The organism is Pseudomonas fluorescens, from assembly GCF_902497875.1.
Lineage (GTDB): Bacteria > Pseudomonadota > Gammaproteobacteria > Pseudomonadales > Pseudomonadaceae > Aquipseudomonas > Aquipseudomonas fluorescens_BR.
Genome location: NZ_CABVHY010000033.1, coordinates 44437 through 70593 on the forward strand (window position 1 = coordinate 44437; position 26157 = coordinate 70593).

A 26157-nucleotide genomic window follows, 5' to 3' on the forward strand; every position below is an offset into this window, starting at 1 on the left:
GGCCGGTCAATGGCGGGCGGTCTGTAGCTGGCAAAGTCCCGAACTGCCCCAAAACAAACCACCGCCAAACTCGCATCGCACCTTTCTGGTTCAATTCGCCGCACTGGTCATGCCCCACTGTAGGAGCGAGCTTGCTCGCGATAGACGTTAACGATAACGCGTGTTTTCTGAATCAACGCGCCGCCCTTGAATCCATCGCGAGCAAGCTCGCTCCTACAGGGGGTGGGTGCAGCCTCCAAAAGATCGCAGCCTGCGGCAGCTCCTACACGGGGATTGCGTGCATCCGTTGTTTCATGGGAGAGCCGGCTCGACTGAAGCTGGCATGGAATGTGCTCTACACCTTGTATACCTCCCGAGTGGTCACTGCTGACCACCGGCCTGCAAAGGCCCGGGACGGGTGAACCGGGCAACGTGGCCGCGGCTTTCACCCCATCACACACGAATGAATACCAGGCAAAGGCGCCTGGAGCTGCTAGTCGGCTCCAGGCGTTTTTTTTTGGTTTTTTTGGCCATGCCAAGGCAGCGGCTTCGACTGAGGAAAGGCAATGAACGCTATCGTCACCCCGATCAAGAGCGAAACATTGGTTGTCATCGGCAACGGCATGGTCGGTCATCATTGCGTCGAGCAACTGATCGAGCACGGCGCCCTCGCCCACTATCACGTACATGTGTTCGGTGAGGAGCGCCAGCGTGCCTACGACCGCGTGCACCTCTCAGAGTACTTCGGCGGCCGCGATGCCGAGTCCCTGGCCCTTGGCGAGGCCGATCTGTACGCCCGCCACGGCGTGCACCTGCACCTCGGGGTGCAGGTCCTGGAAATCGACCGCGAGCGCAAAGAAGTGGTCACCAGTGCCGGACGCCAGGCTTACGACCGCCTGGTGCTGGCCACCGGATCCTATCCGTTCGTGCCGCCGATCCCCGGTGCCGAAGGCCGTTCGCGTCTGGTCTACCGGACCCTGGACGACCTCGACGCAATTCGCGAGGCGGCCGCCAATGCCCACCGTGGCGTGGTGGTCGGCGGAGGCTTGCTCGGCCTTGAAGCCGCCAATGCGTTGAAATCCCTGGGGCTGCAAGCCCATGTCGTCGAATTCGCCCCACAGCTGATGCCGGTGCAACTGGACGCCTTGGGCGGTGAAGCGCTGAAAGCGCGAATCGAGGCCCTGGGGGTCGGCGTGCATCTGTCACGGGCGACCAAGGAAATCGTCTCCGGTGAAGACTATGCCTACCGCATGAACTTCAACGATGGCGAGTTCCTGGAAACCGACCTGATCGTGTTCTCCGCCGGCATCCGCCCACAGGATGCACTCGGCCGCAGCGCCGGGCTGGAAGTGGCCGCTCGCGGCGGGCTGGTGGTCGACAACCATTGCCGCACCAGCGACCCCGAGATCTTCGCCATCGGCGAGTGCGCGTCCTGGAACGGCAGTATCTTCGGCCTGGTCGCGCCGGGCTACAGCATGGCGCGCAACGTCGCAGCGCTATTGGCTGGTCAACACTACGAACCCTTTACCGGCGCCGACATGTCGACCAAGCTCAAGCTGCTGGGGGTTGATGTCGGTTCGATCGGCGATGCTCACGCCGCCACGCCGGGTGCCAAGAGCTACCGGTTCATTGACGAAGCCAGCGCCAGCTATCGACGCCTGGTGGTCTCCGCCGACGGCAAGCACGTACTCGGCGCGGTGCTGATCGGCGACAACAGTTACTACGATACCCTGCTGCAGTACGCGCAGAATGGCATCGCGCTGCCCAAGGATCCGTCGAGCCTGATCCTGCCACTGTCGGACGGCGCGCCGACACTCGGCGCCGATGCGCTACCGGACAGCGCGACCCTCTGCTCCTGCCACAACGTCAGCAAGGGCGCGGTGTGCTGCGCGATCGACGCCGGCTGCACCGACCTCGGCGAGCTCAAGGGCAAGACCAAGGCCGGCACCGGCTGCGGTGGTTGCAGCGCGCTGCTCAAGCAGGTCTTCGAACACGAACTCAGCGCCCGTGGCGTCGCTGTCGACAAGAGCCTGTGCGAACACTTTGCCCATACCCGTCAGGAGCTCTATGCCCTGGTGCGGGTGGAAGGAATCATCAGCTTCGACGAACTGCTGGCCAGGCACGGCCGCGGTCACACTGGCTGCGATATCTGCAAACCCGCGGTGGGCTCGATTCTCGCCTCGTGCTGGAACCAGCCGATCATGGATCCGGCGCTGGTGTCGCTGCAAGACACCAACGACACCTTCATGGCCAACATGCAGAAAAACGGCACCTACTCGATCATCCCGCGCATTGCCGCCGGCGAAATCACCCCGGACAAGCTGATCGCCCTCGGCGCCGTGGCGAAGAAATACGACCTCTACACCAAGATCACCGGCGGCCAGCGCATCGATCTGTTCGGCGCCCAGCTGCATGAACTGCCGGATATCTGGGGCGAGCTGGTCGAGGCCGGCTTCGAGACCGGCCACGGCTACGGCAAGTCGTTGCGCACGGTGAAATCCTGCGTCGGCAGCACCTGGTGCCGCTACGGCGTGCAAGACAGCGTGGGCATGGCGCTGCTGCTGGAGAACCGCTACAAGGGCTTGCGCGCGCCGCATAAATTCAAGCTGGCGGTGTCCGGTTGCACCCGTGAATGCGCCGAAGCGCAGAGCAAGGACATCGGCGTGATCGCCACCGAGAAAGGCTGGAATCTGTATGTCTGCGGCAACGGCGGCATGCGCCCGCGTCACGCCGAGCTGCTGGCCACCGATCTGGATGATGCAACCCTGCTGCGCTACGTCGACCGCTTCCTGATGTTCTACATCCGCACCGCCGACAAACTGCAGCGCACCTCGGTCTGGCGCGAAAGCCTGGAAGGCGGCCTGGACTACCTCAAGGAAGTCATCATCGACGACAGCCTGGGCCTGGCCGCCGAGCTGGAGTCGCAGATGCAGCTGGTGGTCGACCGCTATGAATGCGAATGGGCCAACGCCATCAACGACCCGGAAAAGCTCAAGCGCTTCCGTACGTTCGTCAACGACAAGCGTGGCGACCCGGACATCCATTTCGTCAAGGAGCGCGGCCAGCGCCGGCCCGTACACGCCAGCGAACTCCACTTGATTCCCGTAACCGAGGAGGTGCTCTGATGAGCCAGTCAAACGTCGTCCGTATCGAGCCGCAACGCGCCAATCAACATCCTGCGCTGTGGCAGGCGCTGTGCAGCCTTCAGGACCTGGTGGCCAACTCCGGCGTCGTCGCCTTGCATGAGGGCACCCAGGTGGCGCTGTTTCACCTGCCTGACACGCAAGGCAAGACCCTCTACGCCATCGACAACCGCGACCCGAAATCCGGTGCCAATGTCATTGGCCGGGGCATCGTCGGTAGCCTCAAGGGCGAACTGGTGATTGCCTCGCCGCTGTACAAGCAGCACTTTCGCCTCGAAGACGGTCGTTGCCTGGAGTATCCGGAGCAATGCCTGCGAGTCTGGCCGGTGCGGCTGAACGGCGATGTGGTGGAGATTGGCGTGAGTAGCGCGGGTTAACTGTCCGCTCTGTCACCCTCGTTAACAGCACTGGAGAGACCCCGATGAAAAGCGTTGCGCAACTCCTGAAGTTAAAGGCCCGGCAAAACCAGCAAGTGCACACTATCGGCTCCGAGCAAATGGTGCTGGAAGCGCTGAAGGTGATGGCGGAAAAAAATGTCGGCGCGCTACCGGTGATCGAAAACGGTCAGGTGGTCGGGGTGATCAGCGAGCGCGACTACGCCCGCAAGATCGTGCTCCAGGGCCGCTCCTCGGTCGGCACCCCCGTCAGCGCGATCATGAGCGCACCGGTGGTGACGGTGGATTCCAGCCAAAGCATCGAGCAGTGCATGGGCGTCATGACCGACAGCCACCTGCGCCACTTGCCGGTGGTGGAGAACGATCAGCTGCTCGGCCTGCTGTCCATTGGCGACCTGGTCAAGGAAGCCATCGTCGAACAGGCCGATCTGATCCGTCAGTTCGAACAGTATATTCGCGGCGAATGGACCGACCTTTCCATCGAGCATCACAGCTCCGGGGCGCGAACCTGAGCGGCATCGTCGGCCCATTCAAAGGTCGAAGCGATCAATCGCCCTGCGCCGCTCGTTTTCATCCCGAACATCGTAATTCGCGGTGGTCTGGATGTTGGTGTGATGGGCGAGCTTTTGCGCGATCGACAAGTCGTGCTCCTCGATCACTCGGGTGATGAATGAACGGCGAAAATCATGCGGCATGATTTTCACCCCGACCTGGGTGCCGCGTTGCCGGGCGATGTAATAGATCGCGTGTTTGGTAATGCGCTCACGGGTGATGTGACTGCCGCGGCGAATCCGGTTGAACAGAAACGGATCGTCTTCCTGCCCTTCGATCAACTGCGAGCGGCGGAACTCCAGCCACGCATCGAGCTTGGCGAAGGCCCAGCTCGGGGCGTATTTGATCAGCTCCTTGTTGCCTTTGGCGGTGACTCGCAAGCTGCGCTCATTGAAGTCGATCTGCTTGAGCTCCAGGTTCACCGACTCGGATTTGCGCATGCCCGAGCCATACAGAATCGCAATCACCGCAGCGTCCCGCAGCCCCTGCGGGCGTGGGTCAGCGGCGCAGACCGCCATCAGGTCCTGGATCAGCGTGCGCTTGAGATTGCGGCCCTGGGACAGGCGTGTGCCGGCGATGGGTTTGACCGAACGCATTTTCAACAGATGGTCCTGGGTGATCAGGCTCAGGCGCCACGCTTCGTTCATCACCCCGCGCACGGCATTGACATACAACGACGAGGTGTTGGGTGCATAGCCATCGGTACGCAAGGCCGCGACCAGTGCGATGACGTCGCCAGGTTGCAGCTCATGCCAGGGGATTTCTTCGATATTGACCTCGTCGAAACCCAGCCGGTCCGCGGCATCCTGCAGCACGTAGCGCATGGTCAGCCGGCTGGAAGGCGCCAGACGAGCCAGATAGAGCGTCAGCGGATTAGCGTTACCTTTTGCGGCGCTTGAGGTACTCGGTAATTCGGTATCGGGTAGATCAATCAAACTGAACAGGCCTTAAATGAAAATGGCTCAACCTAATAGCTCACTAGTTGAGCTGTCCTAATGCAAAGAAGGTTTTTTCTCTGGGGAAAGTCGGTGCAACGCAGACCCTGAACCTTAGCTGCCTGGCTCTCGGATATACAGCCTTTTGCCCGGTTTTTTCCTGTTTTCCGACCATTGCCCAAGTTCAAAGCCGTGTTCTTGAACCTTCCCCTCTCTCGCAGAAAGAGCCTACACATAAATCGGTAACCATCACCTATGAGCGCCCCTCGAGCGGCTCATAATCAATCGGTAAAATCGACTTACAGAAAAGTTAATGCGTTTCTTGCCAAACTACCCTTGGTGCCTCCATGCCCGAAGATGCCCCCCTCAGTGCCCAGCCTGCCCGATCGTTGCGCGAAGGCATCGACCCTCTTGCCTCACAGGCTCTGCTCTACGGCGAACCGCCGCTGCCCTTGCCACAACTGAACACACTGAGAGCGTTGCGCAATGCCCTGGTAGCGCTCAAGGGGCCGCTGGCGGAAAATCCGCGGTTGCGCGAGCGTATTGAATGGGGGCTTTTCAACAACGAGACTTATGATCGGATGCTGGGCAAAGTGGTCTGTCGGCCCCTCGACTTTCACCGGCAATGGGCACCTGAACACGCCGTCAGGAAGCGGCCTTCAGAACCACTCCCAACGCCGGGTCGAATACCTTGACCAGAAGTCTGCGATGCGGTCTTTAATGTTCAAACCTTGCGCATCCCTATCCGTCGACACATGTCAGCGGTGATGGTCTGTCGGGTTTTCTTCAGGTCCGCCCAGGGTTCGTCACCAACGTCGACCAAGCGCTCATACACAGTGTGCAGATTCCATTGATTGCCCCCCTTCAGCTGCGCGACCTCTTCGCGAAAGATCGGTACCGACACCGGCAGCCCTTCGCGAGTGCGCACGGCGTAGGCACAGATGGTGGTAGCGCCAAGGCCATTGCGCAGGTAGTCGATGAAAATTCGCCCCACCCGATTTTTCGGTCCGGATACCGCGGAAAATCGATCGGGCAACAGCTTGGCCATGTGGCTGACTATCGCGTGGCTGAAATCCTTGACCTCATCCCAGCCAAGTTTGCGGGTGAGCGGCACGATCAGGTGGATGCCCTTCCCACCGCTGGTCTTGAGGAATGCCTTGAGTCCCAGTTCATCGAGCACCGAGAGGGTTAACTGCGTCGCTTCGACCATGCTTTTCCAGGGCAATGCCGGGTCGGGGTCGAGATCAAGGACAAATCGGTCGGGCTTGTCCAGGTTGTCAGAGGTGGCGTTCCAGGTGTGCAACTCCACCGTGCTCATCTGCACCGCCCCGACCAGGGCTTCGATGTTATTGATCATCATCACCGGCTGCCCGGTGACGTCCTTGTCCAGAGTAACGATCCCCGGAATGGCCAGGCGCTCCGCATTTTTCTGGAAGAACAATTCCCCGGCAATGCCTTCGGGCGCCCGAACCAGTGCCACCGGTCGATTCTTGAGCTGAGGCAGGATCCACTCGGCGACGCTGGCGTAGTACTCCGCAAGCTGCACTTTGGTGGTGCCGCTGGTGGCATCGATGATTCGGTCGGGGTGGGTGATGCGCACTTTGCCGGTACCCGACGCAGCTTGGGTTGAGGCGACCTTGGCGGGTGGTTTTTTCGCAGCGCTGGCTGGTTTTTTCATATCCTTCGGGCGCTCCTCAGTAATATCCCTGGCAGGTTTATCGTCACGCAGCCCATGAAATACCCCATGGCGTACCGACCCATCCTTGGTCATTTCGGCATAGGCGACTTCTGCCAACACATTCGGTTTCAGCCAATGCACGCCTTTAGCCTCAAAACCGCTCGGTGGATTGACCACCGCCGGTTTTTTCGTCTCCAGCGGCTTGAGTTGTTGATAAATGCTCTTGAGGGTTCCTTCGTTAAAGCCGGTCCCCACCTTCCCCGCATAGCGCAATTCGCCGCTGTCGGTATCATGCAACCCCAGAAGCAAGGCACCAAAGGCACTGCGCGCACCTTTGGGGTCGGTGTAACCAACCACCACAAACTCCTGTCGATGTTTGCACTTGAGTTTGATCCAGTCACTGCTGCGCCGGGACACATAAGGCGAGCCAAGACGTTTGCCGATCAACCCTTCCATCTGCATTTCACAGGCACTGTTGAGCAAGGCTTCCGGGCCCTCGCCAAATGCCTCGGAGAACCGCAGAAGCGGTTCTTCGTTAAGGTTAAGCACCGTCGCCAGGGCGGCCCTTCGTTCCTCGACGGGCACCTCTCGCAGGTCAACGCCATTGAGGTAAGGCAAGTCGAACAGGTAGTAAACGATGCCGCCACTGCGACCTGAGTCAAAGGCGTTTTGCAGGGCCTGAAAATCCGGGACTCCCTGCTCGTTGGCCACCACCATTTCACCGTCAAGCCAGGCTGACTCCAGACCAAGGGCAGCCAGGGCCGCTGCTTGTTGGGGTAGCTTGTGAGTCCAGTCATGACCATTACGGGTGAACAGCTGGATTTCGCCGTGATCGACACGGGCCATGATTCGATAACCGTCGAACTTGATTTCATAGCTCCAGTCGCCGTCCGGCGCGCTGTCGACCAGTGTCGCCAGTTCCGGCTTGAGCAGTTCGGGCAGTTTGGCTTTGCGCGCGCCGGTCAATTGCGGCGATTTATACTTTTGCGCAGGTGCCGGATTTTTTTTGATGGGTTTGGGTTTGTCCGTGCCTCGCGCCTTGGGGACGATCGTGCGGTCGCTAAGGACGCTGTCCGGCTCGGCCTTGACCACGTCATACTCGGCCTCGGGCTTCGCTGCATTGTCCTGATGCTTGATCAGAAACCATTGCTCTTGCTTGCCCGGCATGTGGGTGCGCACCAGGTTCCACAGGCCGCTGAGTTTTTCGCCCTGCAACTCGAACTTCAAACGGCCCTTTTCATAGGCTTTGGCAGGGTCTTCCTGAGGTATCCACACCCCACGGTCCCAGACAATCACATCGCCTGCGCCGTAATGCCCTTCGGGAATGCTGCCCTCGAACGTGACGTAATCGATCGGATGATCTTCGACGTGCACCGCCAGTCGCTTTACCTTGGGGTCCAGAGACGGTCCCTTTGGCACCGCCCAACTCTTGAGCGCGCCATCGAGCTCCAGCCGAAAATCGTAGTGCAGTCGAGAGGCATCGTGCTTTTGAATACAGAACTGCAAGGCGTGCGCAGTTTTTTTCGAGCGCTTTGCCGATTTGTTCGCCGCAGGTTCCGGCGTGGCGGCGAAGTCTCGCATGCGATTGTAGTCGTCCAGATTTTTGCTCATGGCTCACCTGCGGATCTCTCATACCTCTGCGCGCCTGCTCCAGCGACAATCCATGGGTGATGATCGCTTCCGGGCTCACTCCCAACGACCGCCCGCCATTTCGCAGTCTTTGCGTGCCTGTGGCAGGTGCGCGGTCTGGTAGTAATAGGTGACCACCTGCGCGCCTTGGGGAATGTTCAGCGGATCCTGCCCGGGTGCCTTGCTCGTCGCGTGCGGATTGGCCAGCCCCTCCTGGGTCAGTGTCGCGATGCAGCTGCCGACCGAGCCGGTCTGGCACTGGGCGACCTGGCGTTTTTCACTGGTGAGCATTTCCTTGCTCTCGTTGCTGCATGACCAATCGATTGCCTCCGGCGGCACACCGGTGAACCGGTAACAGGTATGGGTTTCAACACTCGGCACCGCGCTGCTTTGCGAGCGGGTGACAACATCGCAGGCAGCGCCATGGCTGTAGCTGCTGACCAGCATGGCCAACCCGAGAATGAAGGTGTGCGTGTTCATGTCTGCCTGCCTTGATGCTTGCGGCTGTGCCGAAGACGGGCACCGGGACGCCGGCCTTCGGCTAACCTGCGGTTATGGATTGGCCTGACTACCGCCATGCGCTGCGGCCAGCGCCTTGGCTTTCTCCAGGTGCTCTTGCAACGTTGGCAATGTCTGTTGGGCAAAGGCCTTGAGTTCGGCATCGGTGCCGTCTTTGGCATAATCCTGGAACAAGCTGATAGCCGCTTCGTGGGCATTGACCTGATTCTTGGCATAGGCCTGGTCGAAGGACTTGGCGTTACGCAACTCAAGGATCATCGCTTTGGCTTTGTCCATCAGCTCGGCATCGGTAGAGACTTTGAGCTGTTTGCTGGTGGCCAGTGTCTGGAGTTTCTCGCCGGCCTGTCCGTGATCCTTGATCATCATGTCAGCAAACGCTTTGACGTCGCTGGAGGTGCCCTTCTCCTTGGCCAGTTTTCCCGCCTCGACTTCGGCAACGCCTTTGGCCGATGCCTCTTCGACAAAATCATCAGCATCCTGGGCCGCATGCACCGCGCCAGCCAGTGTGAAAGCCAGAGCGAAAGCGCCGCTGCGCAACAGAGTATTCATTATGAAGTCCTCGTCTCGTGGTTCCGGATTGTTTTGGTTACCGCTACCTGTATTGAGCCTCGGGTTTTTGCAGAGGTTCATCTTTTTGTTCAGTGGCACTGGCTGGTTGGAAGGAAATTCCATTCGTCGCCCCCCCGCACAATCACGTTCAACTTCGATGGGCGCAGAGTGGAGATACAGCAAAACTAATGCACTTAAAGCGCATTATTATGAATTTGTAGGGGATGCCGTTCATCGGCACACTGTGCTGGTTCCTGCCTCCCAAATGCTGGAACGTTCAAAGGGCTCTCTGGTGCTCCAGAGTGCTCTTTTTTTGTCGGTTTTTTTGTCATTGGATCGTCTTCGTCATGCTCGCTCGCTGGTTTCCTGCCGCCATCAACACCCGCCCCGCAGAATGGAGTCGTGCCGCCATCGGCATGTCCTTCGCCACTATGTTTAGCGTCTGGTGCTGCGCAAAGGTGTTCGGGATGGAAGTGGCGCTGCACTTGATCGGTCCGCTGGGCGCTTCGGCGGTGTTGCTGTTTGCCGTGTCGTCCGGCGCGCTGGCTCAGCCGTGGTCGATTCTTGGCGGCTACTTCACCGCGGCGGTGATTTCGCTGTTGGTGGCTCACGTGCTCGGTCGGACCCTGGGCAGTGCGTGCCTGGCCGCCGGCATGGCCCTGATGCTGATGTGCTGGCTGCGTTGCCTGCATCCCCCGGCCGGAGCCCTGGCCCTGTTGCTGGTGCTGGCTGATCCTGCGACCATCGCCCTGGACTGGCTGGCCCTGGGCTCGGTCATGCTCAGCGCGTTGTGCATGCTGTTCAGCGCGCTGGCCTATAACAACCTGACGCGGATACGCTACCCGAAAAGCCATAACGAGAAGGTTCCGGTGGTTCCCGCCGATCACCCACCCATAGACCCAGCAGGCATCACCGCCGAAGACCTGAAGCGCGCGCTGGAAGACATGCAAGAGTTCTTCGACGTGACCCCCGAGGACCTCGAGCTGCTGATCCACGCCAGCGAACTGCACGCCAGGCGCCGCAGCATCGGCGAAGTGCTGTCCAGCCGGGTCTGAATCTGTTGGTGCTTGCTCAGGCCGCCGCCAATTGCCGCGCCGGTACCGCCAGACTCACCGCCCGTACCGAAGTCCCGGCAGTCAAACCGAGGGCCTTCGCGGTGTCCACATCGACAATCAAGGTGCCTGCAGCAACCCGTGCCGGGGCGGCGGTGATCCGGCAATCGGCGAACTGACGGTTGTGAATCAAATACGGCACTGCCTGATCGCCGGGTGTGCCGATACTCAACTGCAACACCTGGCTGTCACGCACCGCACGGATGTCGCCGGTGGCACACTCGATCAACGGCCCGCCGTCAAAGATATCGATGTAATCCTTGTGGTCGAAACCTTCGGCCTTGAGCATGCCCAGCGCCGGTTCGGTATTGGGGTGAACCCGACCGATCGCCGAACGCGCCGCTTCCGGCAGCAGACAGGTCGGTAGCGGGAACTTGGGCATCAACTCGGCAATAAAGGTCTTGTTGCCAAGGCCGGTGAGGTAGTCGGCATCGGCAAAGTCCATCTTGAAGAAATGCCGCCCCAGACCTTCCCAGAATGGCGAAACACCCTCCTCGTCCGAATAGCCGCGCATTTCGGCGATCACCTTGTCGCCGAATTGCTGACGAAACTCGGCCAGGAACAGAAAACGCGCCTTCGACAGCAATCGCCCATTGAGCCCATTGCGGTGGTCGGCATGCAGGAACAATGAGCACAGCTCCGAATGGCCGGTCATGTCATTGCCCAGGAACAGTGTCGGCAGCTGCTGGTTGATGCCGAGACTTTTCGATGCGGCGACAAACAGCCCGAGGCGGTAGTTGTACCAGGGCTCGCGCATCCCGACGGCTCCGGCCAGGGCACAGATGCCGATGGCCTGGCCGTTGTCCGCTTCCAGCACAAACAGATAGTCGGCATCGGCTCGCTCAGCCTCGCCGGCGAAGGTTTTTTCCGCCCATTCCAGACGCTGGCGCAAGCGCACTGCATCCGCCGGCAAGGTGGTCAAACCGGTGCCGGCACTGTGGGCCAGGGTCAGCAGGGCCGGTAAATCGGCCATGGTTGCAGGACGGACGATCATCGCAGTTGCTCCGCTGTGGTTTCAGGTTTTTTAGGTAGATAGACTTCCGCCAGCATGCAGCGCGCGCTGCCGCCGCCGATGCGTTCGATGGTGTCGATGTTCACTGGCAGCGGTTTGGCGTGACGCTCGATCAGCTTGTGTTGGGTGGCATCCAGTGATTGCCAGGCCGTGCGCGACATCACCAGCAAGGGTTCGCCCGCGGCGTTATGGACTTCGAGCATGTTGCCCGCAAAAGACTCAAGCTGCTCCCAGCTCAGCGCCATCACCTGCTTGCCACTGTCTTGCAAGCGCGCCTGCAACGTCGAGCGCTCGCCCGCATCGCGGACCGACTCCAGGCAGGCGACCGCGAGGCTGCTGCCCACGCTCATCATCACATTGGTGTGGTAAATGGCGACGCCTTGGCGGTCCAGCGCATTGAACGCGCAAAGCTCATAGCCCAGATGATCAACCAACTGATTCAGGGCCCGGGCATGGGTGCGCGTGGAATAGCCGGCGTAACAAATGCGCTGCTGACGATCGAGCACCATGCTGCCGGTGCCCTCGAGGAACACTTCCTGCTGTTCCAGGCTGGACAGATCCAGCAACTGCTCGACCCGGTACTCGTCGCGCAACCAGTCCAGCACGCCCTTGTCCCGCTCGAGGCGCCGGTTATGGCCTTGCATCGGGTACAGCACCAAGGTGCCGTCAGGATGACTGCTCCAGCAATTGTTGGGGAAAATCGAGTCGGGGGTGTGTGGCGCTTCGCTGTCGTTGTGCACCATCACGGTGACACCCTGCTCCCGCAGCGCGGCGACATAGCCATCGAACTCTTGCAGCGCCTTGAGCTGCACATCTTCGGCAGCCGCTGCCGGGCGCTGGAAATGGTTGTTGGCCGCGGTGTCCTGATTGAAGGAGAAACGTGTCGGGCGAATCATCAAAACGGTATTGGTGGTTTGCATAGGCACAGAATCAATGAGGGTTGAGAGGGGCTCATTGTCTGATTCGGCACCGGGAAAACCCGGCTGATAATGGGGGTCGGGGTGATGGAAATGGCTGAAAGCGAGGGGGTAGGCAGCCGATTCGGTGAGGGCCGGGAAGATCAAAAGATCGCAGCCTTCGGCAGCTCCTACGCGAGGTTTGTGTTCAACCCGTAATATCGGGTGTACCCGGTCGGCGTAGGAGCTGCCGAAGGCTGCGATCTTTTGGCGGCCTCACAGACAACGATTGTAGCCAGGCTTACTCCATCGACGTCTTGACCATGGCCAATTCTGGATGGCTGACCAGCTTGTCGATATGCAACTCCGAATCATCGAACCAGGTTTCGGTCAGCACCCGATAGTGCTCCATGTCCCGACAGCGCATGCGCAGGCTGTAGTCGAAAGCACCGCTGATCAAGCGGCATTCAAGCACCTGCGGACAGGCACGGACCTTGGCTTCGAAGGCTTTCTGCGCCGCCCGCCCGCTCTGGTTCGACAGCGCCACCAGCACCAGCAACGACAACCCCGGTGTCAGCTTCTTTTCGTCAAGAATCGCCCCGTAGCCGCGGATAACGCCGAGCTGTTCGAGCTTGCGCACCCGTTCCAGGCACGGCCTGGGTGTCAGGTGGACCCGCTCGGAAAGCTTCTGATAGGTGATGCGCCCATCGTGGCGCAGCACCTCAATGATTGCCTGATCGATACGATCAAGCACGATCGACAGATCGCGGATATCCGCCATGTACGTCTTGCCTCACTTCAAACGGCCCGATAAAAATTGCTGCAAACGCTCGCTTTGCGGCTGATCGAGAATCTCTGCACTGCCCTGCTCCTCGACCCGACCTTGATGCAGAAACAGCACCTGGCTGGACACTTGTCGGGCAAAACCCATTTCGTGGGTCACCATCAGCATGGTACGACCTTCCTCTGCCAGCGCCTGTATTACCTTTAGTACTTCCCCCACCAGTTCCGGATCGAGTGCCGAGGTCGGCTCGTCGAACAGCAGAATTTGCGGTTCCACCGCCAGGGCCCGGGCAATCGCCACTCGCTGCTGCTGACCGCCGGATAGAAACGCCGGGTATTGCTCGGCGACTCGTTGTGGCAAACCGACTTTGTCCAGATACGCACGGGCGCTCGTCTCGGCATCCTTGCGGCTGATGCCCAGCACGCGGCATGGCGCCAGCGTGATGTTTTCCAGAACCGTCAGGTGGCTCCACAGATTGAAATGCTGGAACACCATGGCCAGGCGCGTGCGCAGCCGCTGCAACTGCGCCGGGCTCGATACTCGCATACCGCCTGCGGCTGGCCGGGTGGCGATCCGTTCACCGTCCAGTTCGATGGAACCTTCGTCCGCCCGCTCAAGGAAGTTGATACAACGCAACATGGTGCTTTTCCCGGAGCCACTGGCGCCGATCATGCTCACCACATCGCCGGCCCGCGCTTTCAACGAGACGCCCTTGAGCACCTCATTGTCACCAAAACGTTTATACAGATTTTCGACTGTCAGTTTGTACATGAAAGACTCCTGGAGCCGGACCGCTGTCGGCACAGCTCTGGACAGAAACAAGGGAAGTGAAAAAGCGTCGGCAACGGCTTCAGTGAGCCGGCCCGAGAAAGCTCAGCCAGCGCTTCTCGGCCAGGCGGAATGCGCCCACCAGCCCGAAAGACAGCGCCAGGTACAACAGCGCGGCAATACCGAATGCCTGGAAGGTCATGAAGGTCGCGGAGTTGGCGTCGCGGGCGACCTTGAGGATGTCTGGAATGGTCGCGGTAAAGGCCACGGAAGTCGCATGCAGCATCAGGATCACTTCGTTGCTGTAATACGGCAGTGCCCGGCGCAACGCCGACGGCAGGATCAGCCGCAGGTACAAACGCCAGCCACTCAAGCCATAGGCTTGGGCCGCTTCGATTTCACCGTAGGGAATGCTGCGAATCGCCCCGGCGAAGATTTCCACGGTGTAGGCGCAGGTGTTGAGGGTGAACGCCAGCAAGGTGCAATTCATCGCATCGCGAAAAAAAGCTTCCAGCAGCGGCTGGGAACGAACCACTGCAATGCCGTAGATCCCGCTGTAGCAAATCAGCAACTGGATATACAGCGGCGTACCGCGAAACACATAGGTGAACAGCTGAACCGGCCAGCGCAGCACACCCCAGCGCGAAACCCGCAAAATCGCCAGGGGCAGCGAAAGAAAGAACCCGAGGACGATGCTTACGCACAGCAACCACAAGGTCATTGCCAGCCCGGTGAAGTTATAGCCGTCGCTGAAGAGAAAGGGTTTCCAGTACTCCGAAAGCAACTCGATCATCGCGTCATCCCCCGCACGCCCTGGTTGTAACGCCGCTCAAGCACCCGCAGCACATAGTTCGAGGCACTGGTGATCAGCAGGTACAGCGCTGCCGCCAACAGCAGGAAATCCAGCATGTTGAAGGTGCTTTTGCCAGCCTCCTGGGCGACCTTGACCAGGTCCGACAAGCCAATGATCGATACCAGCGCCGTGGCCTTGAGCAGTACCAGCCAGTTGTTGCCAAGGCTCGGCAAAGCGAAGCGCATCATTTGCGGGAACACCACGAAGCGAAACCGTTGCCAGCGGTTCAAGCCAAACGCCGCACCGGCTTCTTGCTGGCCCCGTGGGACGCTGAGAATCGCTCCGCGAAAGGTCTCGGTGAAGTAGGCGCCATAGATAAACCCCAGGGTAATGATCCCGGCCACGAACGGATCAATTTCCATATAGGGCCAGTCCATGGCCTCGGTCAGGCTGCTCAACCAGCCTTGCAGGCTGTAGAAAATCAGCAGCATCAACACCAGATCGGGAACGCCGCGGATCAGTGTCGTGTAGAAGGTCGCCGGCAGGTTGAGGATGCGCAGCGGCGACAGTTTGGCGGCCGCACCCAGCAGGCCCATCAACATGCTCACCAGCAACGAAAGAAACGACAGCTTGAGCGTCACCCAGGTGCCATGCAGCAACAGAGGGCCATAGCCCTGCAGGGCCGACACGTCGAGGCCCAGAATATTCAGGAAGAAATTCACGTCAGTCACCCGTCTTGATTTGCCGCAGCCGGACGCTGCGTCGCACAGGGCGATGCAGCGTGGTCGGTGCAAGGATCAGTTGTTGTAGAGGTCGAGATCGCCGAAGTGTTTCTGCTGGATCTGCGCGTAGATGCCCTTTTCATGCAGGGCCTTGATGGCGGCATTGAGCATGCCTTTGAGTTCGTCGTTGTCCTTGCGCAGGCCAATGGCGATTTCCGACGGTACCAACGGGTCACTGATACCCTGGCTGTTCTGGAAGTCGGCGCCTTGTGGCGACTTCAGGAAACTCATTTCCGCTTGCAGCTTGTCCTGGATCGAGGCATCGAGACGCCCGAAAACCAGATCCGCATAGACCTGGTCCTGACTCTGATAGGCCCGCAGCTGCACACCACCCGGAGCCAGTCTGGCTTTGGCGTAAGTCTCCTGAATCGTGCCCTGCATGTAGCCGATCACCTTGCCCTTGAGGGATTGCGCGGTGGGCTCCAGGCCGGAATCCTTGCGGGTGACAATCGCGGTCGGGCCGGCGTACAGACGGTCAGAGAAGTCGATCTGTTTCTTGCGGGCGTCGGTCACTGTCATCGACGACTCGATCGCATCGAACTTGCCGGCCTTGAGAGCAGGAATCAGCCCGTCGAAGTCATTGCTGACCCACACGCACTTGAGCTTGAGCTCGGCGCAGATGGCATTGCCCAGGTCCACGCCAAAACCTTGCACGCCGCCATCGGCGGTGGTCGATTCGAACGGTGGGTAGCTTGGATTCACGCCAAATCGCAGTTCTTTCCACTCTTTGGCGCTAGCGCCTGTGGTGCAGAACAGCACCGCGAGTACCGGCAAGGTCAGCCATTTCTTGTTCATCTTCTTGAGTCCCGATTTATTTGGATTTATCGCGGCCTGGTACAGGTCCGAGCCACATTTATGGGCAGGAGCAGAGAGTCGATGCGGCATTCACCGCAACAGGGTTGTTATTGTTTTTAATGGGTGCGTCGCCACACCCTCCCTGAAACCCTTGGCGCAGACGGCTTCAACGGGAAGTCCAGAATGCCGACAGAACGCCTTGGGCAGGTGTCGTAACGGCCTGCGCAGACAGACCAGTTGTGCTGATAAGGGCTATTTGACAGCCGAATCGGTCGTTGTGGGAGCGAGCTTGCTCGCGATGGACTCAAGGGCGGGCGCGTTTATTCAGAAAACACGCATTATCGTTAACGTCCATCGCGAGCAAGCTCGCTCCTACGGGACTGCAAAAATGCACACCCAACCTGCAGTTATCCGGGTTGTACAGGGCAAATTTGCACTGTTACGATCCATCATCGTTCGCGCGCGAGCATTTCTATAAAGAACAATAAAAGCAGGGAGTTAGTGATGACTGCTCAGGTTTCTTCCCAAGTGACACGGGACATCGACGCCACACAAAACGAAGTGCTGGCCCAGGTCCGCAACCAGATTGGCCATCTGACCCTCAACCGCCCCGCCGGTCTCAATGCCATTACCCTGAACATGGTCCGCTGCCTGCAACAGCAACTTGACGCCTGGGCCGATGACCCGCAGGTGCATGCGGTGGTCTTGCGCGGTGCCGGTGAAAAGGCCTTTTGCGCCGGGGGCGACATCCGCACGCTGTACGACAGCTTCAAAAACGGGCAAACCCTGCACCAGGAGTTTTTCGTCGAGGAATACGCCCTCGACCTGGCCATCCACCACTACCCCAAACCGGTGCTGGCGCTGATGGACGGATTTGTCCTCGGCGGTGGCATGGGGTTGGTGCAAGGCGCAGACCTTCGGGTGGTCACCGAACGCAGCCGTCTGGCGATGCCGGAAGTGGCCATCGGTTATTTCCCGGATGTCGGTGGCAGCTATTTCCTGCCGCGCATCCCTGGTGAACTGGGGATCTACCTCGGCGTCAGTGGCGTGCAGATCCGCGCCGCCGATGCGCTGTATTGCGGATTGGCCGATTGGTACCTGGAAAGCGACAAACTGGCGGTGCTGGATCAGCGCCTCGACAGCCTGCAGTGGCACGACACTCCGCTCAAGGACCTGCAAGGTCTTCTGGCCACACTCGCCGTGCAACAACTGCCTGATGCCCCCTTGCACGCCCTGCGTCCGGCCATTGACCATTTCTTCGCCCTGCCCGACGTGCCGAGCATCGTCGAGCAGTTGCGCGAAGTGACGGTTGCCGACAGCCACGAGTGGGCCCTGAGCACCGCCACACTGCTGGAAAGCCGCTCGCCGCTGGCAATGGGCGTAACCTTGGAGATGCTGCGTCGCGGTCGCCATCTGAGCCTGGAGGCATGCTTCGCCCTGGAGCTGCATCTGGACCGTCAGTGGTTCGAACGAGGCGACTTGATTGAAGGCGTGCGCGCCTTGCTGATCGACAAAGACAAGACACCGCGCTGGAACCCGCCGACCCTGCACGCCCTCGACGGCGAGCAGGTCGCGAGTTTCTTCTGCGGTTTCGACACGAGTGGGAGCTGAGCCATGCACGACCTTGAATTGAGTGAAGAGCAAGTCATGATCCGCGACATGGCCCGGGACTTCGCCCGCCGTGAAATCGCCCCCCATGCTCAGGCCTGGGAAAAGGCCGGCTGGATCGATGACGCGCTGGTGGCGAAGATGGGCGAGCTGGGCTTGCTCGGCATGGTGGTTCCCGAGGAATGGGGCGGCACCTATGTCGACTACGTGGCCTACGCCCTGGCGGTGGAAGAAATCTCCGCCGGTGACGGCGCGACCGGGGCCTTGATGAGCATCCACAACTCGGTGGGCTGCGGGCCGGTGCTCAATTACGGTACCGAGGAACAGAAGCAGACCTGGCTGCCGGATCTGGCCAGCGGCCAGGCCATCGGCTGTTTCGCCCTGACCGAACCTCAGGCCGGTTCCGAAGCCCACAACCTGCGCACCCGCGCCGAACTGCGCGACGGTCAGTGGGTGATCAACGGCGCCAAGCAATTCGTCAGCAACGGCAAACGGGCCAAGCTGGCGATTGTCTTTGCAGTCACTGATCCGGATCTGGGTAAAAAGGGCATTTCCGCGTTCCTGGTACCGACCGACACCCCGGGCTTTATCGTCGACCGGACCGAACACAAGATGGGCATCCGCGCCTCGGACACCTGCGCCGTGACCCTCAACCAATGCACCATTCCCGAAGCCAACCTGTTGGGTGAGCGCGGCAAGGGCCTGGCGATTGCCCTGTCGAATCTGGAAGGCGGTCGAATCGGCATCGCCGCGCAAGCCCTGGGCATTGCCCGTGCGGCCTTCGAAGCGGCACTGGCTTATTCGCGCGACCGGGTACAGTTCGACAAACCGATCATCGAGCACCAGAGCATCGCCAACCTGCTGGCGGACATGCACACCCGCCTGAACGCGGCGCGCTTGTTGATTCTGCATGCAGCGCGGTTGCGCAGTGCCGGCAAACCCTGCCTGTCGGAAGCCTCACAAGCCAAGCTGTTTGCTTCGGAGATGGCGGAAAAGGTCTGTTCCTCCGCAATACAGATCCACGGCGGCTACGGGTATCTGGAAGATTATCCGGTGGAGCGCTACTACCGCGATGCGCGGATTACCCAGATCTATGAAGGATCGAGCGAGATACAGCGGATGGTGATTGCGCGGGATTTGAAGAACTATCAGATCTGAAGCAAAAGATCGCAGCCTATCGGCAGCTCCTACAGGATTTGCGTACACCCGGTATTAACGGGTGAACGCGGTCGGTGTGTGAGCTGCCGCAGGCTGCGATCTTTTCAAGGCACCAACATCACTTCCCTTTGAACTGCGCCGCACGCTTGTCAATAAACGCCGCCATCCCTTCCTTGCGATCTTCAATGGCAAACGCCGCATGGAATACCCGGCGTTCGAAACGCACGCCTTCGGACAGGCTGACTTCAAAGGCGCGGTTGACGCTTTCCTTGACCATCATCGCGATCGGCAGGGATTTGCTGGCAATCACTGTGGCCACTTTCAGCGCTTCTTCCAGCAGTTCATCCACCGGTACGATGCGCGCAACGATCCCGGCACGCTCGGCTTCCACCGCATCGATCAAGCGCCCGCTCAGGCACATTTCCATGGACTTGGCCTTGCCCACCGCACGGGTCAGGCGCTGGGTGCCGCCCATGCCCGGCAGCACGCCGAGGTTGATTTCCGGCTGGCCGAATTTGGCGTTGTCGCCGGCCAGGATGAAGTCGCACATCAACGCCAATTCACAGCCACCGCCCAGGGCAAACCCGGCGACCGCGGCGATGATCGGCTTGCGGCGGCTGGCCACCCGGTCACTGTCGCTGAACAGATCGTCGATGTAGATCTGCGGATAGGTCAGCTCGGCCATTTCCTTGATGTCGGCACCGGCGGCGAAGGCCTTCTTCGAACCGGTGAGCACGATGCAGCCGATTTCGGGGTTGGCTTCCAGGCCATCCAGCGCCTGATTCAGCTCGCTGACGATCTGCGCATTGAGCGCATTCAAGGCTTGTGGGCGGTTGAGGGTAATCAGACCGACGCGGCCGTGGATTTCCAACAAAATCGTTTCATAGCTCATGAACAGGTTCCTGATTCAAATGGAGTGAGTCAAAGATTGCGCGAAATCACCATGCGCTGAATGTCGCTGGTGCCTTCATAGATCTGGCAGACCCGCACGTCGCGGTAAATGCGTTCCAGCGGGAAGTCGCTCAAATAGCCATAGCCACCGAGGGTTTGCAAGGCCGCAGAGCAGACCTTCTCGGCCATTTCCGAGGCGAACAGCTTGGCCATCGACGCTTCGACCAGCGCCGGCTTGCCGCTGTCGCGCAGGGCTGCGGCGTAATGCACCATCTGCCGGGCGACTGCGATCTGGGTGGCCATGTCCGCCAGACGAAAAGCCACGGCCTGGTGCTCGATCAGGGTCTTGCCGAAGCTTTCCCGCTCGCGGGCATAGTCGCGTGCGGCTTCAAAGGCGGCGCGGGCCATGCCCACCGATTGCGAGGCAATGCCGACACGCCCGCCTTCGAGGTTGGCGAGGGCGATTCTGTAGCCTTCACCCTCCTCGCCCAGGCGATTGGCGACCGGCACTTTCACGTCTTCGAACAGAATCTGGCAAGTGTCCGAGGCATGCTGGCCGAGTTTGTCTTCGATCCGCGCGACCTTGTAGCCCGGCGAGTCGGTCGGCACGATAAACGCGCTGATGCCGCGCTTGCCGGCACTCGGATCGGTCACTGCAAATACAATCACCACCCCGGCGTTTTGCCCGGAGGTGATGAACTGTTTGCAGCCATTGAGAACGTAGTGGTCGCCGTTCAGTCGAGCCCGGGTTTTCAGGCCGCTGGCGTCGGAGCCGGCCTGGGGTTCGGTCAGGGCAAAGGCCCCGAGCATCGCGCCGCTGGCCAGGGGTTTGAGGAATTGCTCTTTCTGTTGATCGTTGCCGTACTTGAGGATCGGTACGCAACCCACCGAGTTGTGCACGCTCATGATGGTCGAGCAGGCGCCGTCACCGGCGGCTATTTCTTCCAGGGCCATGGCGTAGGCCAGGTAACCGGTATCGCACCCGCCCCACTGCTCCGGCACCAGCATGCCGAAGAAACCCAGCGCGGCCATCTCGCCGATAGCCTCTTTGGGAAAGCGGTGTTCACGATCCCACTCGGCGGCGAAGGGTTTCAGGCGTTCCTGGGCAAACTGCCGGGCCGCTTCGCTGATCTGTAGTTGTTCGTCATTGGGCAGCATAAGGATTCCTTAATACAAAACTTCAACAGCCATGGCCGTCGCTTCGCCGCCGCCGATGCAGATGGCCGCCACGCCGCGATGCAGGCCTTTCTGGCGCAGGGCCGAGAGCAGCGTCACCAGGATCCGCGCACCGGAGGCACCGATCGGGTGGCCCAGGGCGCAGGCGCCGCCGTGGATGTTGACCTTTTCATGGGGGATTTCCAGTTTGCTCATGGTCACCAGACTGACCACCGCAAAGGCTTCGTTGATCTCGAACAGCTCGACCTCATCCAGCGACCAGCCGGTCTTTTCCATCAGCTTCTTGATCGCACCGACCGGTGCCACCGGGAACAAGCCCGGAGTATCGGCGAATGCCGCATGGCCGTGAATCACTGCCAAGGGCTTGAGGCCGCGGTTTTGCGCCTCGGAACGGCGCATCAACAGCAATGCCGCGGCACCGTCGGAAATCGAGCTGGAGTTGGCTGCGGTCACCGTGCCGCCTTCGCGGAACGCCGGCTTCAGGCTGGAGATCTTGTCCAGCCTGGCCTTGGGCGGTTGTTCATCGTCGATGATCAGCTTCTGCTCTTTGCCGACCATGACCTGCAATGACACGATCTCGGCGGCGAAACTGCCGTCGCTGATGGCCTTTTGGGCACGGGTTGTCGACGCAATGGCAAACTCATCCTGGGTTTCGCGACTGAAGCCGTTGGCTTCGGCGCAATCCTCGGCAAAGGTGCCCATCAGGCGACCCTTGTCGTAGGCATCTTCCAGCCCGTCGAGGAACATATGGTCGATGACCTGGCCATGGCCCATGCGGTAGCCACTACGGGCGCGGTCCAGCAGGTACGGTGCGTTGGACATGCTTTCCATGCCGCCGGCAATCACCACCTCGGCGCTGCCGGCAACGAGCATGTCGTGGGCGAGAATGGCCGCTTCCATGCCGGAACCGCACATCTTGTTCAGGGTGGTGCAGCGGGTCGACTTGTCGAGCCCGGCGCCCAGCGCCGCCTGGCGCGCAGGTGCCTGGCCGAGACCGGCCGGGAGCACGCAGCCGAACAACACTTCGTCCACAGCCTCGGGGGCAACACCGGAGCGCTCGACTGCGGCGCGGATCGCGGCGGCACCCAGTTGCGGTGCGGTGAGGCTTTTCAGTTCGCCCTGAAAACCACCCATCGGGGTGCGGACGGCGCTGACGATAACAATCGGATCGTGGGAAATAGTCATGACAAATACTCCTTACTTGGCGGCCATGCGCAAGGCACCGTCGAGACGGATCACCTCGCCATTGAGCATGCTGTTTTCAATGATATGCCTAACCAGCGCAGCGTACTCCGACGGTTTGCCCAGACGCGGCGGGAACGGCACGCCGGCGGCCAGAGAGTCGCGTACTTCCTGGGTCATGCCGGCCATCATTGGCGTTTCGAAGATTCCCGGAGCGATGGTCATCACCCGGATGCCATAGCGCGCCAGTTCACGGGCGGCAGGCAGGGTCAGGCTGGCAATCGCCCCTTTGGAAGCGGCATAGGCCGCTTGGCCGATCTGGCCATCAAAGGCTGCGGCCGAGGCGGTGTTGATGATCACCCCGCGCTCGCCGTCGGCATCGGCCTGGCCTTCAGCAATGGCCGCGGCTGCCAGGCGCAGCAGATTGAAACTGCCGATCAGGTTGACATTGATCACCTGGCTGAAGCTGTCCAGGCCATGGGGGCCGTTCTTGCCGAGGATCTTCTCGCCACGCACGATGCCCGCGCAGTTGACCAGCCCATGCAGCCCGCCAAAGGTGGCGACCGCAGCCTTGACTGCTGCTTCGGCGGCGGCTTCCTGGCTGATATCGGCGACGACGCTCTGCGCCCGCGGGCCAAGCTTTTGCGCTTGGGCGGCCACGGCTTCGGCGTTCATATCCACCAGCATCACCTTGGCACCGGCGGCCACCAGCATTTCAGCGGTAGCGGCGCCCAGGCCGGATGCGCCGCCACTGACCAGAAAAATCTTGTTTTCAATCTGCATCATGATGTCCTTCAGTTCAAACTTTTTGAGCCGCGGCCTCTTGAGCCTTGGCGATTTCCTGGTTGCGCAAGATAAAGCGCTGCAATTTGCCGCTAGGGGTTTTCGGCAACTCGCTGACAAATTCGATTTCACGGGGGTACGAGTGCGCCGCCAGGCGCTTGCGCACATGCTGACGCAGTTCCTCGGCCAGCTCCGGCGAAGCACGGTATTGCGCGCTGAGCACGACAAAGGCTTTGACCAGTTCGGTGCGCTCCGGATCCGGCTTGCCGACCACCGCCGCTTCAACCACCGCCGGGTGTTCGATCAGCGCGCTTTCCACGTCGAACGGACCGACCCGATAACCCGAAGTGGTGATCACGTCATCACTGCGGCCGACGAAACTGATGCTGCCGTCCGGGTTCAGCTCCACGGTATCGCCACTAAGGTAGTAATTGCCGACGAAGGCTTTGGTTGCCGCGCCTTCGTAGCCGGCGAACCAGCACATGGGTGACTGAGTGCGGTCGATGGCCAGAATCCCCGGATGCCCGGCCGGCAATTCCTCGAAGTTCTCATCGAGCACCACAATCCGGTGCCCCGGTGAGGCAAACCCGGCCGAACCGACATGCACCGGGTGCTCCAGCGCGTGGTGATTGCACAGCACCATGCCCAGTTCGGTCTGGCCGTAATGGTCATGAATGACCACGCCGAGGTTATCGGCAAACCAGCGGATCACTTCCGGGTTCAGCGGCTCGCCGGCGCTGCTGACGATGCGCAGCTTGCCCTTGATCGAGCGGGCGAACTCGTCACCGCCGGCGATCAGCAAGCGATAGGCGGTCGGCGAACCGGTCAGGTTGGTGATGCCGTACTTGTTGATCACCCGGCAGGTACTTTCCAGGGTGAACGGGCCATCGTAGAAGGTGATCGGATGGCCCATGGCCAAGGGACCGGTGACGCCGAAATAGATGCCATAGGCCCAGCCCGGATCGGCGACGTTCCAGAACGCGTCTTCCGGGCGCAGGTCCACCGCGTCACGGGTGTAGCTCTGGAACGCAACAATCGCCTTGAGCGGTACCGACAGGGCCTTGGAGGGGCCAGTGGTGCCCGAGGTGAACATCAGCAGGAAAGGGTCTTCGCCGCTGAGCAGCACCGGCTCACAGTCCGCCGAATAATTGGCCTGTTCGGCCCAGAAGCTGAAATCGCCGCGCACGATGCCCTGGCCCTTGGGCCCGCCGACGGTGACGATGGTCGGGCAGTCGGGCACTTCGCTGAGCTTGGAACGGTTGCCGGCATCGGTCACCACCACGGCGGCACCGGAGCTGCTCAGCCGATGCTCGATGGCCTTGGGGCCGAAGGCGGTAAACAGTGGCTGATAGACCGCGCCGATGCGCCAGGTGGCGAGGACGGTGATCAGCAGTTCGACATTGCGCGGCAACAGGCCGGCGACCTTGTCGCCCTTCTTGACGCCCTGGGCCAGCAGGAAGTTGGCGAAGCGCGCGGCCTTGTCCTGCAGCTCGCTGAAGGTATAGGCCGCACTGGCGCCGTCGCGGCCTTCCCAGAACAACGCAATACGGCCGGGCAAGGCGTGGCGGTCGCAGCACTCGACACACGCATTGAGCCCCGCCAGCGTGCCCTTGAGGGCGGCATCGACAGTGTGTTGATAATCAAATTGTGCAGTGGCAGACAAGTAATCGCGCATCGTCAGAATCCCTCATTTTTTTATTTGGATGGGAACCACATAAAAATCAGGGAAATACTCGCCCCGCAGGGGGTGCAGGGCAATGGTCAAAGCTATCAAGTTGGCTGACTGGTTTGGCCAAGGATTAGAGAGGTGTTGCCTGTGCCGACGCTATCGCGAGCAAGCTCGCTCCCACACTTGATCTCATCCAGTAGACAGATTTGTGACCGACACAGATCCAATGTGGGAGCGAGCTTGCTCCGGGCGGCGTTCCGACGATAAGGGCATCACAGACAACATAAGTATAGAGCCTTGCCCTACCCCGGCTCATTCAAGATCAAACTCCGGTAATGCCCGGGATTGGACCCCGACCACTTGCGAAACGCCTTGTAGAACGAACTGGTATCGGCAAATCCCAGCCGCGCGGCGATCTCGGCGAAGCTGATTTGAGGCTCGGCCAGCCAGAGGATTGCCAGTTCCTTGCGCACGCTGTCCTTGAGCCCTTGATAGGTCTGGCCCTCTTCGGCCAGACGGCGGCGCAAGGTCGAGGCCGACATGCACAGGCTTTGCGCCAGGCTCTCGGTTTCCGGCCAGTGTTCGGCGGGCAACTGTCGCAGATCGTGCTTGATCCGGCTGGCCAGGCTTTCGGGGTCGCGGTACTTGACCAGGATATTGGCCGGCGCATGGGCCAGAAAACGTTTGAGCTCTTCGCTGCTGCGCTTGATCGGCAGCTCGAGACAATCGGCGGCGAAAATCATCCGGGTCCGCGGTCGGTCAAAGCGCAGGTTCTGGGAAAACATCACCTTGTAGTCGTCGCAAAAATCCGCTTCCGGGCACCGCAGCTCAATGGCCAGGATCGGAATCCGCCGCCCGGCCAGCCAGCAAGCGACACCGTGGACGATCATCCAGTAGGTGAAATAGGTGAAGGCCCGACGTGGCTCCTGGTCGTCCTCCAGCAAGACGATTTCCGCCAGACTCTGCTGCTGAACCAGCTGCGCCGGCATCCGCTCGAGCATCAGTGACAGAAACCCCAGCCCCGACTCCAGCCCCGCTGCCAGGGTCAATTGCGCCATCGACGAGCGACAGAGAAACTCCAGGCTGCCGGATTTGAGCTTGCGCGGATCCATCCCGAAGAACTCATCATCCATGCGCCGGGCCAGCAAGCGCCAAAGCCGCGCATAGTCGGTGGCCGGGACCCGCGCCAGCGGTTGATCGAGCAGCGCCGGATCCATGCCGACCTTGTTCAGCACTTCATCCGTCGCAGGGCCAGGCGCACAGCTCTGCAACAGGGCTTCGCGCACGAGCTGGATGGAGATGGTGTCTTTTTCCGACATTGACGGTTGCACTGCCCTGCGCAGATGAATGGGCGGACATCTTAACGTAG

The 26157-nt window shown here is 60.5% G+C and carries 24 protein-coding genes; 7 read left to right on the forward strand and 17 right to left on the reverse strand.

The genetic code is table 11. The features are described 5' to 3' along the window. Window positions 1-545 precede the first annotated feature (545 nt). The 3 genes from nirB to F8N85_RS27090 are packed head-to-tail and all read left to right on the forward strand — an operon-like array spanning window position 546 to window position 4029. Window positions 546-3104, forward strand: a complete 2559-nt coding sequence (nirB, locus tag F8N85_RS27080; protein ID WP_150806573.1) for a nitrite reductase large subunit NirB — start codon at window positions 546-548, stop codon at window positions 3102-3104. After that, window positions 3104-3499 carry a nitrite reductase small subunit NirD gene (gene nirD, locus F8N85_RS27085; protein ID WP_150806574.1) on the forward strand — a complete coding sequence of 132 codons (396 nt, stop codon included), beginning with the start codon at window positions 3104-3106 and terminating at the stop codon, window positions 3497-3499. The genes nirB and nirD overlap by 1 nt, the downstream gene beginning before the upstream one ends. 44 nt (window positions 3500-3543) lie before the next feature. Next, window positions 3544-4029: a CBS domain-containing protein gene (locus F8N85_RS27090; protein WP_150806575.1), complete on the forward strand. Its 486-nt coding sequence runs from the start codon at window positions 3544-3546 to the stop codon at window positions 4027-4029. A gap of 18 nt (window positions 4030-4047) precedes the next feature. Here F8N85_RS27090 and xerC read toward each other — a convergent pair whose 3' ends face one another. Further along, entirely contained in the window at window positions 4048-5004 is a 957-nt protein-coding gene (xerC, locus tag F8N85_RS27095) for a tyrosine recombinase XerC (protein WP_412072512.1), read from the reverse strand. Window positions 5005-5351: 347 nt separating this feature from the next. On the opposite strand from xerC, the gene F8N85_RS27100 reads away from it, so the two are divergent. Further along, window positions 5352-5699, forward strand: a complete 348-nt coding sequence (locus tag F8N85_RS27100; RefSeq protein ID WP_150806576.1) for a type VI secretion system contractile sheath small subunit — start codon at window positions 5352-5354, stop codon at window positions 5697-5699. A gap of 29 nt (window positions 5700-5728) precedes the next feature. Here the strand turns inward: F8N85_RS27100 and ligD are convergent, their stop codons facing one another. The 3 genes from ligD to F8N85_RS27115 form a co-directional block, all read right to left on the reverse strand. After that, a complete protein-coding gene (ligD, locus tag F8N85_RS27105) occupies window positions 5729-8293 on the reverse strand; it encodes a DNA ligase D (RefSeq protein ID WP_150806577.1) in 2565 nt (854 codons plus the stop codon). Between the two features lie 75 nt (window positions 8294-8368). After that, complete coding sequence (locus F8N85_RS27110; protein WP_150806578.1) at window positions 8369-8791, reverse strand: hypothetical protein; 423 nt, start codon at window positions 8789-8791, stop codon at window positions 8369-8371. A gap of 72 nt (window positions 8792-8863) precedes the next feature. After that, window positions 8864-9379 (reverse strand): DUF4142 domain-containing protein, encoded by a 516-nt coding sequence (locus F8N85_RS27115; RefSeq protein WP_150806579.1) that lies wholly within the window; start codon window positions 9377-9379, stop codon window positions 8864-8866. A 347-nt stretch (window positions 9380-9726) separates the two neighbouring features. Here F8N85_RS27115 and F8N85_RS27120 point away from each other — a divergent pair, with 347 nt between their 5' ends. Continuing rightward, window positions 9727-10434: an HPP family protein gene (locus tag F8N85_RS27120; protein WP_150806580.1), complete on the forward strand. Its 708-nt coding sequence runs from the start codon at window positions 9727-9729 to the stop codon at window positions 10432-10434. Window positions 10435-10450: 16 nt separating this feature from the next. Here the strand turns inward: F8N85_RS27120 and astA are convergent, their stop codons facing one another. From astA to F8N85_RS27155, 7 genes are all read right to left on the reverse strand, one after another. Further along, window positions 10451-11485, reverse strand: coding sequence for an arginine N-succinyltransferase (gene astA / locus F8N85_RS27125; protein WP_150806581.1), 1035 nt, complete (start codon window positions 11483-11485; stop codon window positions 10451-10453). Further along, complete coding sequence (gene ctlX / locus F8N85_RS27130; RefSeq protein WP_150806582.1) at window positions 11482-12423, reverse strand: citrulline utilization hydrolase CtlX; 942 nt, start codon at window positions 12421-12423, stop codon at window positions 11482-11484. The genes astA and ctlX overlap by 4 nt, the downstream gene beginning before the upstream one ends. Before the next feature lie 277 nt (window positions 12424-12700). Then, on the reverse strand, window positions 12701-13180 hold the full coding sequence (locus F8N85_RS27135; protein ID WP_150806583.1) for an Lrp/AsnC family transcriptional regulator: 480 nt from the start codon (window positions 13178-13180) through the stop codon (window positions 12701-12703). Between the two features lie 12 nt (window positions 13181-13192). Further along, entirely contained in the window at window positions 13193-13954 is a 762-nt protein-coding gene (locus F8N85_RS27140; RefSeq protein WP_150806584.1) for an ABC transporter ATP-binding protein, read from the reverse strand. A gap of 79 nt (window positions 13955-14033) precedes the next feature. Further along, window positions 14034-14744: an ABC transporter permease gene (locus F8N85_RS27145; RefSeq protein ID WP_150806585.1), complete on the reverse strand. Its 711-nt coding sequence runs from the start codon at window positions 14742-14744 to the stop codon at window positions 14034-14036. Further along, a complete protein-coding gene (locus F8N85_RS27150) occupies window positions 14741-15466 on the reverse strand; it encodes an ABC transporter permease (protein ID WP_150806586.1) in 726 nt (241 codons plus the stop codon). Before F8N85_RS27150 ends, F8N85_RS27145 begins: the two co-directional genes overlap by 4 nt. 75 nt (window positions 15467-15541) lie before the next feature. Next, window positions 15542-16321, reverse strand: a complete 780-nt coding sequence (locus F8N85_RS27155) for a transporter substrate-binding domain-containing protein (RefSeq protein ID WP_150806587.1) — start codon at window positions 16319-16321, stop codon at window positions 15542-15544. 504 nt (window positions 16322-16825) lie between these two features. Between F8N85_RS27155 and F8N85_RS27160 the strand changes: the two genes are divergently transcribed. Both F8N85_RS27160 and F8N85_RS27165 read left to right on the forward strand, forming a co-directional pair. Continuing rightward, on the forward strand, window positions 16826-17932 hold the full coding sequence (locus F8N85_RS27160; protein WP_150806588.1) for an enoyl-CoA hydratase/isomerase family protein: 1107 nt from the start codon (window positions 16826-16828) through the stop codon (window positions 17930-17932). 3 nt (window positions 17933-17935) lie between these two features. After that, window positions 17936-19087, forward strand: coding sequence for an acyl-CoA dehydrogenase family protein (locus F8N85_RS27165; protein WP_150806589.1), 1152 nt, complete (start codon window positions 17936-17938; stop codon window positions 19085-19087). A gap of 118 nt (window positions 19088-19205) precedes the next feature. Here the strand turns inward: F8N85_RS27165 and F8N85_RS27170 are convergent, their stop codons facing one another. The 6 genes from F8N85_RS27170 to F8N85_RS27195 all read right to left on the reverse strand — a co-directional run bounded on the left by F8N85_RS27170 (window position 19206) and on the right by F8N85_RS27195 (window position 26107). Next, window positions 19206-19979, reverse strand: a complete 774-nt coding sequence (locus tag F8N85_RS27170; RefSeq protein WP_150806590.1) for an enoyl-CoA hydratase — start codon at window positions 19977-19979, stop codon at window positions 19206-19208. Window positions 19980-20008: 29 nt separating this feature from the next. Next, window positions 20009-21136 carry an acyl-CoA dehydrogenase gene (locus tag F8N85_RS27175; RefSeq protein WP_150806591.1) on the reverse strand — a complete coding sequence of 376 codons (1128 nt, stop codon included), beginning with the start codon at window positions 21134-21136 and terminating at the stop codon, window positions 20009-20011. Between the two features lie 9 nt (window positions 21137-21145). Then, complete coding sequence (locus tag F8N85_RS27180) at window positions 21146-22339, reverse strand: acetyl-CoA C-acyltransferase (RefSeq protein WP_150806592.1); 1194 nt, start codon at window positions 22337-22339, stop codon at window positions 21146-21148. 12 nt (window positions 22340-22351) lie between these two features. Further along, window positions 22352-23119 carry an SDR family NAD(P)-dependent oxidoreductase gene (locus tag F8N85_RS27185; RefSeq protein ID WP_150806613.1) on the reverse strand — a complete coding sequence of 256 codons (768 nt, stop codon included), beginning with the start codon at window positions 23117-23119 and terminating at the stop codon, window positions 22352-22354. 16 nt (window positions 23120-23135) lie between these two features. Continuing rightward, window positions 23136-24794 carry an AMP-binding protein gene (locus F8N85_RS27190; RefSeq protein ID WP_150806593.1) on the reverse strand — a complete coding sequence of 553 codons (1659 nt, stop codon included), beginning with the start codon at window positions 24792-24794 and terminating at the stop codon, window positions 23136-23138. 296 nt (window positions 24795-25090) lie between these two features. After that, the gene (locus F8N85_RS27195) at window positions 25091-26107 is read right to left on the reverse strand and encodes an AraC family transcriptional regulator (RefSeq protein WP_150806594.1); all 1017 of its coding nucleotides are present in this window, start codon (window positions 26105-26107) and stop codon (window positions 25091-25093) included. Window positions 26108-26157 lie beyond the last annotated feature (50 nt).

Coding starts and splice junctions, on each gene's coding strand:
- F8N85_RS27170 (WP_150806590.1), bottom strand. CDS start 19,979: ATGAGCTATGAAACGATTTTGTTGGAAATCCACGGCCGCGTCGGTCTG.
- nirD (WP_150806574.1), top strand. CDS start 3,104: ATGAGCCAGTCAAACGTCGTCCGTATCGAGCCGCAACGCGCCAATCAA.
- F8N85_RS27165 (WP_150806589.1), top strand. CDS start 17,936: ATGCACGACCTTGAATTGAGTGAAGAGCAAGTCATGATCCGCGACATG.
- F8N85_RS27175 (WP_150806591.1), bottom strand. CDS start 21,136: ATGCTGCCCAATGACGAACAACTACAGATCAGCGAAGCGGCCCGGCAG.
- F8N85_RS27120 (WP_150806580.1), top strand. CDS start 9,727: ATGCTCGCTCGCTGGTTTCCTGCCGCCATCAACACCCGCCCCGCAGAA.
- F8N85_RS27155 (WP_150806587.1), bottom strand. CDS start 16,321: ATGAACAAGAAATGGCTGACCTTGCCGGTACTCGCGGTGCTGTTCTGC.
- F8N85_RS27190 (WP_150806593.1), bottom strand. CDS start 24,794: ATGCGCGATTACTTGTCTGCCACTGCACAATTTGATTATCAACACACT.
- F8N85_RS27145 (WP_150806585.1), bottom strand. CDS start 14,744: ATGATCGAGTTGCTTTCGGAGTACTGGAAACCCTTTCTCTTCAGCGAC.
- F8N85_RS27160 (WP_150806588.1), top strand. CDS start 16,826: ATGACTGCTCAGGTTTCTTCCCAAGTGACACGGGACATCGACGCCACA.
- ligD (WP_150806577.1), bottom strand. CDS start 8,293: ATGAGCAAAAATCTGGACGACTACAATCGCATGCGAGACTTCGCCGCC.
- F8N85_RS27140 (WP_150806584.1), bottom strand. CDS start 13,954: ATGTACAAACTGACAGTCGAAAATCTGTATAAACGTTTTGGTGACAAT.
- F8N85_RS27195 (WP_150806594.1), bottom strand. CDS start 26,107: ATGTCGGAAAAAGACACCATCTCCATCCAGCTCGTGCGCGAAGCCCTG.
- F8N85_RS27110 (WP_150806578.1), bottom strand. CDS start 8,791: ATGAACACGCACACCTTCATTCTCGGGTTGGCCATGCTGGTCAGCAGC.
- astA (WP_150806581.1), bottom strand. CDS start 11,485: ATGATCGTCCGTCCTGCAACCATGGCCGATTTACCGGCCCTGCTGACC.
- F8N85_RS27090 (WP_150806575.1), top strand. CDS start 3,544: ATGAAAAGCGTTGCGCAACTCCTGAAGTTAAAGGCCCGGCAAAACCAG.
- ctlX (WP_150806582.1), bottom strand. CDS start 12,423: ATGCAAACCACCAATACCGTTTTGATGATTCGCCCGACACGTTTCTCC.
- F8N85_RS27180 (WP_150806592.1), bottom strand. CDS start 22,339: ATGACTATTTCCCACGATCCGATTGTTATCGTCAGCGCCGTCCGCACC.
- nirB (WP_150806573.1), top strand. CDS start 546: ATGAACGCTATCGTCACCCCGATCAAGAGCGAAACATTGGTTGTCATC.
- F8N85_RS27135 (WP_150806583.1), bottom strand. CDS start 13,180: ATGGCGGATATCCGCGATCTGTCGATCGTGCTTGATCGTATCGATCAG.
- F8N85_RS27185 (WP_150806613.1), bottom strand. CDS start 23,119: ATGCAGATTGAAAACAAGATTTTTCTGGTCAGTGGCGGCGCATCCGGC.
- F8N85_RS27100 (WP_150806576.1), top strand. CDS start 5,352: ATGCCCGAAGATGCCCCCCTCAGTGCCCAGCCTGCCCGATCGTTGCGC.
- F8N85_RS27115 (WP_150806579.1), bottom strand. CDS start 9,379: ATGAATACTCTGTTGCGCAGCGGCGCTTTCGCTCTGGCTTTCACACTG.